The sequence below is a fragment of the Micromonospora sp. ALFpr18c genome (assembly GCF_008868155.1).
In the GTDB taxonomy this organism is placed as follows: Bacteria; Actinomycetota; Actinomycetes; order Mycobacteriales; family Micromonosporaceae; genus Micromonospora.
In genome coordinates, this window is record NZ_WBKR01000253.1 from 1 (window position 1) to 7840 (window position 7840).

The 7840-nt window shown below is 70.4% G+C and carries 6 protein-coding genes; 3 read left to right on the forward strand and 3 right to left on the reverse strand.

From position 1 onward, the window contains the following. Nucleotides 1-1180: PHB depolymerase family esterase (locus F8271_RS28460; protein WP_151492923.1), on the reverse strand; the 1180-nt coding region annotated here is incomplete at its 3' end. Between the two features lie 222 nt (nucleotides 1181-1402). Here F8271_RS28460 and F8271_RS28465 point away from each other — a divergent pair. Both F8271_RS28465 and lipB read left to right on the forward strand, forming a co-directional pair. Further along, the gene (locus F8271_RS28465) at nucleotides 1403-3229 is read left to right on the forward strand and encodes a DUF2079 domain-containing protein (protein ID WP_151492924.1); all 1827 of its coding nucleotides are present in this window, start codon (nucleotides 1403-1405) and stop codon (nucleotides 3227-3229) included. A gap of 61 nt (nucleotides 3230-3290) precedes the next feature. Beyond that, nucleotides 3291-3932: a lipoyl(octanoyl) transferase LipB gene (lipB, locus tag F8271_RS28470; RefSeq protein WP_151492925.1), complete on the forward strand. Its 642-nt coding sequence runs from the start codon at nucleotides 3291-3293 to the stop codon at nucleotides 3930-3932. 21 nt (nucleotides 3933-3953) lie between these two features. Here lipB and aspS read toward each other — a convergent pair whose 3' ends face one another. After that, nucleotides 3954-5240, reverse strand: a complete 1287-nt coding sequence (aspS, locus tag F8271_RS28475; RefSeq protein ID WP_151492926.1) for an aspartate--tRNA(Asn) ligase — start codon at nucleotides 5238-5240, stop codon at nucleotides 3954-3956. Nucleotides 5241-5677: 437 nt separating this feature from the next. Here aspS and lipA point away from each other — a divergent pair, with 437 nt between their 5' ends. Further along, nucleotides 5678-6673 carry a lipoyl synthase gene (gene lipA / locus F8271_RS28480; protein WP_151492927.1) on the forward strand — a complete coding sequence of 332 codons (996 nt, stop codon included), beginning with the start codon at nucleotides 5678-5680 and terminating at the stop codon, nucleotides 6671-6673. Nucleotides 6674-6796: 123 nt separating this feature from the next. Here lipA and F8271_RS28485 read toward each other — a convergent pair whose 3' ends face one another. After that, nucleotides 6797-7345, reverse strand: coding sequence for a hypothetical protein (locus F8271_RS28485; protein WP_151492928.1), 549 nt, complete (start codon nucleotides 7343-7345; stop codon nucleotides 6797-6799). Nucleotides 7346-7840 lie beyond the last annotated feature (495 nt).

Below are 7840 nucleotides of genomic sequence, written 5' to 3' on the forward strand. Positions count from 1 at the left end.
AGCAGCCGATCACCCAGTAGTTGGGGGCGGTCTGCTTCAGGGCGGTGGTGTAGAAGGTGTTGTAGAGGCCCATTCGCTGGTTGGAGCCGTTGGCGTAGGCGTAGCCGCCGGACTGGTACGCCCGACCCGCCGTCACGTGCGCGTAGTTGCTGGCCGTCACGCAGGTCGGCGGCGTGGTCGGCGTCGGGGTCGGGTCGGTGCCGCCGCCGTTCAGGCCGAAGAAGAGCGCGTCGCGGTACGTCGAGCAGATGGTGTCCAGGAAGTAGGCGGCCGCGTTGCCGCACTGATCGGCACCGGAACCCGGGTCGACCGGGGTGCCGTGGCCCATTCCGGAGACCCGGTAGAGGCGTACCTCGTCGTTGCCGTACACCTCCAGGCTCGTGTTGCCGGGCAGCGACGAGGTGCTGGTCGGGGTCTGCGAGATCCCCCGCACGTTGGTCCACTGGTCACGCGACTCGGTGCCGTTGAGCGGCGTGACCGTGGTGTCCGAGGTGCCGTGCCAGATGGCCACCCGCGGCCGGGGGCCGGTGTAGCCGGAGTACGCGCCGCGGACCAGGTCGCCCCAGGCGGCCGGGGTCTTGTCCGCGCCCGGGTTCATGCAGCTGAACGCGTTGACCATGCTGGTGGCGCAGCGGTACGGGATGCCCGCGATGATCGACCCGGCGGCGAAGACGTCCGGGTAGGTGGCGAGCATGACCGCGCTCATCGCCCCGCCGGCGGAGAGGCCGCTGACGTAGACCCGGGAGCCGTTGACCCCGAAGTTCGCCTTGGCGTGGTCGACCATCTGCTTGATCGACAGTGCCTCGCCCTGACCCCGGGCGGTGTCCCCCGCCTCGAAGAAGTTGAAGCAGGAGTTGGCGTTGTTGCCGGAGGGTTGCTGGGCGACGATCAGGGCGAACTTCCACTGGTCGGCGTACTTCTGCCAGCCGGAGTTGGCGAAGTAGCCGGAGGCGTTCTGGGTGCAGCCGTGCAGCAGCACCACGGCCGGGGAGTTGGCCGGCAGGTTGTCCGGCCGGTAGGCGTACATCGCGAGGGTGCCCGGGTTGGAGCCGAACCCGGTGACCTGGGTGAGGGTGGCGGCCTGGGCGGGTGTGGCGAGGGTGATCGCGCCCGCTGCGGCGAGGACGAGCCTGGCGACCGCACCGAGCAGCCGGTTGAGGGTGGATGAGGAGCGGCGCACGGCGGCCTCCTGAGGGGGCGGACTGTGAACTGGGTCACGGTCGAATTGCCGAGACGTTACGTCGATGTGTCGCCGCTATGACATGGCGCACACTCACACATTCACGACGACCGTTGTGTACCCCGAACCATCGACCGCCGGGCCGACCTCCGGCCAACAACACCCGTCCCCTCCTTGCAGGTATGACCGGCCCGTCCAGGTCCGGTTGGTAACGTCCGCTGCGTGCCGTCCTCCCCGTCGCTGGCCACCGGGCCCGCACCCGCGTCACCTCCGCGTGCCGTCCGGGACCACCGGGCTGACCTGATCGTCGCGCTCGTGGCGCTCGCACTCGCCGTCTGGGTGACCAGCGGCCTGTGGCGGAACCCGAACGTGCGCACCATCACCGTCAACTCCAGCGACCAGGCGCTCTTCGAGTGGCTGCTGGCCTTCGGCGGGCACGCGCTCACCCACGGGGACAACCCGCTCTTCACGTACCTGATCAACGTCCCGGACGGCGTCAACCTCGCCGTCAACACCTCGATCACGGTGTACGCGGTGGTCTTCGCCCCCCTCACGTACCTGATCGGGGCGCCGTCGACGTTCCTGGTGATCCTCACCCTGAACCTGTTCGCCACGGCGCTGGCCTGGTACTGGCTGCTCTCCCGGCACCTGGTCCGCAGCCGGCTGGCCGCCGGGCTGGGCGGCCTGTTCATCGCCTACTCCCCCGGCATGGTCTCGCACGCCAACGCCCACCTGAACTGGACCGCCGGCTGGCTGGTGCCGCTGCTGATCTGGCGGCTGTTCGCGCTGCGCCGCCCCGCGCACTGGCTGCGCGACGGGGTGATCCTCGGCGTGCTGGTGGCGGTGGCCTTCTCGATCGCCGCCGAGGGCCTCTTCTTCGCCGCGCTCGCGCTCGGTGTCTTCGTCGCCGTCTGGGCGCTGCACCCGGCCCGGCGGGCCGAGGCCCGCGCCGCGCTGCCCACCTTCGTACGCGGGCTCGCGGTGACCGCCGTGGTGGCCGGGGTGCTGCTGTCGTACCCGTTGTGGCTGCACTTCGCCGGGCCGCAGCGGTTCCACGGCACCGGCTTCGACCCGGTGATCCACTCCGAGGACATCGCCGCGTTCGCGGCGTTCCCGCGCCGCTCGCTGGCCGGCGAGGTCGGGCTGGGCACCTCGCTGGCGCCGAACCCGACCGAGGAGAACTCGTTCTTCGGCGTCGGACTGCTCGTGCTCACCGTGGTCTGCTTCGTCGCGCTCTGGCGTCGGGCCGACCCCGGCCGCCGCGCCACCCTCTGGGCGCTGGGTGTCCTCGCGCTGGTCTTCACGGTGCTCTCCTTCGGGCCGGTCGCGAAGGTCGACGGGCGGCGTACCGACCTGCCGATGCCGTTCGACCTGCTCGGCCAACTGCCGGTGGTGAACGCGGCACTGCCCGCCCGGCTGGCCCTGGTGGTCGCGCCGGTGATCGGGGTGCTGCTGGCGTACACCGTCGACCAGTTGCGCACGACGCCCCCACGGCACCGATCCACGGAGCTGGCCTGGGCGCTCGGGTTCGCGGTGGCCCTGCTGCCGCTGCTGCCCACCCCGCTGCTGACCCACGAGCGGGAGCCCATTCCGCAGTTCATCACGTCCGGCACCTGGCGGCAGTTCGTCTCGCCGGACGGGGTGCTCACGCCGGTGCCGCTGACCGTGGACATCTACCCGGACGGTCAACGCTGGCAGGCGTACGCGCTGTCGCACCGGCAGGGCGAGTTCCGCATTCCCGGCGGCTTCTTCCTCGGGCCGGGCGGGCCGGACGGGCGGGGCCGGATCGGGCCGGTGCCGCGCACCCTGAGCGCCCTGATGGACCAGGCCGGCCGCACCGGACTGGTGCCGATCATCACCGACGGCACGATCCGGGAAGTCCAGTCGGACCTGCGGCACTGGCGGATCGAGACGGTGGTGCTCGCCGACGAGGTGCACGGCGCGAAGTTCGGAGTCGACGAGGACGCGGTCCGGCGTACCGCCACCGCCCTGTTCGGTGACCCGCAACGGGTCGACGACGTCTGGCTCTGGCGCATCCCACCGGCCTGACCCGGCCTGGTGAGGCGGCTCACCAGGGATCGGAGCCCGGCGCGGGACTAGGCTGGACGCCGTGACAACGACGACCTCCGGCCTGACGGCCGTCCGCGCCGGCCTGCTCGACTACCAGGCCGCCTGGGACGAGCAGCGCCGCCTGCACGAGTCGGTGGTGGCTGGCGAGCGCGGCGACACCGTGCTGCTGCTGGAGCACCCGAGCGTCTACACCGCGGGCAAGCGCACCGAGCCGTGGGACCGGCCGATGGACGGCACCCCGGTCGTCGACGTGGACCGCGGCGGCAAGATCACCTGGCACGGGCCGGGGCAGCTGGTCGGCTACCCGATCCTGCGGCTGCCCGACCCGGTGGACGTGGTCGCCTACGTCCGGCGTACGGAGGAGCTGCTGATCGACGTGTGCGCCGAGTTCGGGCTGGCCGCCGGCCGGGTCGAGGGGCGCAGCGGTGTCTGGGTGCCCGAGGACGACCGGGGGCCGGCCCGCAAGGTGGCCGCCATCGGCATCCGGGTGGCCCGGGGCGTCACCCTGCACGGCTTCTCGATCAACTGCGACTGCGACCTGGCGTACTTCGACCGGATCGTGCCGTGCGGCATCCGCGACGCCGGCGTCACGTCGCTCACCGCCGAGTTGGGCCGCCCGATCACCGTGGCCGACGTGCTGCCGGTGGTCGAACGCCGGCTGTCCACCCTGACCGAGGTCTGAGCGCACAGCCGGCGTCCCGTCCTACGGGGTGAGCCGGTGCAGGTCACGTGGGAACGCGGTGACCTCCCGGACGTTCGCCGCGCCGACCAGGCGCGCCACGAACCGTTCCAGGCCGATGGCGAAGCCTCCGTGCGGCGGCATGCCGTGCCGGAACGCGTCCAGGTATCCCGCGTACGGCTCGACCGGCTCGCCCCGGGCCGCGAGCGCCGCCAGGTAGTCGGCGTGCCGGTGCAGCCGCTGCCCGCCGGTGACCAGCTCCAGACCACGGAACAGCAGGTCGAAACCGTTCGAGTACGCGGGCCTCGCCGGGTCCGGGTGGGTGTAGAACGGCCGCTTGGCCATCGGGTAGCCGGTGACGAACAGGAAGTCGGAGCCGTGTTCGCGGCGGGCCCACTCGCCCAGCGCCCGTTCGTGGGCGGGCGCGAGGTCCGGCTCGTCGGCGGGCGCGCCGGCGATCTCCAGCGCGTCGGTGAAGTGCACCGCCGGGATCTCCGCCGGCACCTGCGGCGGCGTGACGTCCAGCGTCGCCAGGGCACCGGCGGCCCGCTCGCCCACCGCCCCCAGCATTCCGGCCAGCACGTCGCGCAGCACCCGCATGACGTCGGTATGGTCGGCGACGAAGCCCAGCTCCACGTCGAGCGACGTGTACTGCGCGAGGTGCCGGACGGTGTCGTGCGGCTCGGCCCGGAAGACCGGCCCCACCTCGTAGACGCGTTCGAAGACGCCGACCATCAGCTGCTTGTAGAACTGCGGCGACTGGGCCAGGTACGCGGGACGGCCGAACCAGTCCAGCGCGAACACGTTCGCCCCGCTCTCGGTGCTGGAGCTGACCACCTTCGGCGTGTGGACCTCCACGAAGTCCCGGGCGTCGAGGGTGGCCCGGAAGCCGGCCACCGCCGCCGCCGAGATCCGCAGCGCGGCCGAGCGGCTCGGATGGCGCAGGGCGGTCGGGGCGTTGTCGAGCTGGGTGGGCAGGCTCGCGGTGAGCGCCGGCCGGTACAGGTCGAACGGGGGCGGCACGGCGGGCGGGCCGAGCGGACGTACCGTCGGGTCGGTCAGCTCGACCCCGGCGGGCGCCGTGTCGTTCGCGGTGACCGTGGCGGTGACCTCGACGACCGTCTCCTCGGTGAGTTTCTCCAGCTGCGCGCGGGTCGCCGGGTCGGTGACGACGACCTGGGCCAGGCCGGCGGCGTCCCGCACGATCAGGAACGCCACCGACTTGAGCAGGCGGCGGCGGTGCACCCAGCCGGCGATCCGCACGGTGTCACCGGCGTGGGCGGGCAGTTGGTGGGACAGGGTTCGTTGCATGACGGGCTGCTCCTCGGTCGATCGCGACGCCGCCACCGGGGCGGTGACATCGCATCAGCCCCAGGGAGGTGTGGGCGAGCGGGAACCTCGCGGTGCCACCACACCTTCGCCCCCGCCGCGGCGGGGGCCTCGTTCGTCGCCTGATGACCGGGGCCAGCCGGGCGGGCTCTACTGGGCGTCTCCGCCGTTCTGCCCGCAGCTCGGGAGGGTCTTCACGCACCGGCGCCAGACCGCCTCTCAGCACCGGCGGCTCTCTGCACTGGCGGGTCGGCGCGCTACTCGGCTCCGTCGTCGCTGTTGGCGCTGAATCTAGCACCGGATCCGTCGCGTGTGACGCCTATTTTCCGCAGCCCGGTGTCCGGCGTCACAACGTCTGCGGCGTGACGCCGGTCGCCTGACGCACATAGACGACGGCCGTCCGGCGTAGGCTCGTTTTCGTGACGATCGAGCACTCCGCGCCGACGACCGGCCAGGCAGCGCGTACCGCAACAGCGGCCCCCGAGGGGCGTCGGCTGCTGCGCATCGAGGCGCGCAACGCCGAGACGCCGATCGAGCGCAAGCCGCCATGGATCAAGGTCAAGGCCAAGATGGGCCCGGAGTACACCCAGCTGCGCGGGCTCGTCTCGCGCGAGGGGCTGCACACCGTCTGCCAGGAGGCCGGCTGCCCCAACATCTACGAGTGCTGGGAGGACCGGGAGGCCACCTTCCTCATCGGTGGCGACCAGTGCACCCGGCGCTGCGACTTCTGCCAGATCGACACCGGCAAGCCGGCCGAGTTCGACGCCGACGAGCCGCGTCGGGTCGCCGAGTCGGTGGTCTCGATGGGCCTGCGCTACGCCACCATCACCGGTGTCGCCCGCGACGACCTGCCCGACGGCGGCGCCTGGCTGTACGCCGAGACCGTCCGGCAGATCCACGCCCTGCAGCCCGGCTGCGGCGTCGAGCTGCTGATCCCGGACTTCAACGCCGTCCCCGAGCAGTTGGCCGAGGTCTTCGGCTCCCGCCCGGAGGTGCTGGCGCACAACGTGGAGACCGTGCCGCGCATCTTCAAGCGAATCCGCCCGGCGTTCCGCTACGACCGCTCGTTGGACGTGATCCGGCAGGCCCGCGCCGACGGTCTGGTCACCAAGAGCAACCTCATCCTCGGCATGGGCGAGGAGCGGGCCGAGGTGTCGCAGGCGCTGCGCGACCTGCACGAGGCCGGCTGCGAGCTGATCACCATCACCCAGTACCTGCGCCCCTCCCCCCGGCACCACCCGGTGACCCGCTGGGTCAAGCCGGAGGAGTTCGTCGAGCTGCGCGAGGAGGCCGAGGAGATCGGCTTCGCCGGGGTGATGAGCGGGCCGCTGGTGCGCTCGTCGTACCGGGCCGGCCGGCTCTACCGGCAGGCACTCGACGCCCGCGCCGCCGCGCCGGTCGTCACCGCCGGCTGACCCGCCGGCAGCACTGGACGGCCAGTGCGGCGGGAGCGCGCCGAAGGGAGCTCTCTCGCCGCACCGTTCCGTCTCGGTGCTAACCGTCGATCAGCGCCGCCGCGCCGCTGAGGAGCGGAATAGCTAAGGCTGACGCGTCACGTCACCGGCGTCATCGTCATTGTCGCCATACCAGACGTTCATGCATTGCAAGGCGCCTGAGTGACGCAGGCAGACTCGCACGTACCGATGCGCTCCGTCGATTCGCTTCGAGGTCAACGTGCCACTCGAACTGGCCTGAGTCTCGCAATAGTCCCAGGTTCCCAATTTTTGAATATCAGTCGTCGACTTAAAGTAGTGCTCGGCGCTACCAGTCACCGAGAAGTTCGAGCGATCTATAGAGATCACATCACCCGAAGATGCGCCCTCGGCCTTCGCGATCACGGATGCGTTCGCGTGGTTGCTGTAAAGCCGAATGGTCTTACCGTGAAGGGATCCAGGGTACCGAGTGTCACCGGTAGAACCGGTCTTTAGGACTTCACCGTCACCAAGCGCGTTCCAGGCACCTGACACGCATCGGTTCGCTGCCTGCGCTGGCGCGCTTGTGCCGAACTGCACTGCTGCCACACCTGCGGCAGCCAAGACGAACGCCATCAGCCCTTTGCCGGAATTTCTGAGCACGTTGCTATACAACAAAAACCTCCCCCGTTCGGTGCATTGATGTTGAACATCAGATCACGCAAAGCAGCGCACGACAAGAGTGCGATGAGGAAGCAGCGATTTTCACCAATTTTCACGAACCGTCCAGATTGAGCCATCTTCTCCTGCCGAGCGATTCGCTTCGGTGTGGCGCGGGACGACGATGGCTTGAACGATCGCGGCGGTGGCGCGCGTATCTTCGCATCGGCCCGGGTTCACGGCCTTCTGCCTGTGTGACAGCTTTGGCCGCAAGCTGCAGCCCGGTCGCCGTCGGCGTCCACCTCGGCCTCGATCCGTCAGAGGGTATTGATCCCTTGGTACGGCTTTCGGCTTGACCGTTTTGTCCCTTATGGTGTGAGGTGTGTGCGTCGTCTGTCACGACGGTGTGCCGGGTCTCCGATTCCCGGGGTGCGGCCCTTTCCGGCTCGCTGGGACGGTTGTTGCTGGTCAGGTGGGTGTGGGTAGGGCGTTCAGGCGTTGCCAGCAGAG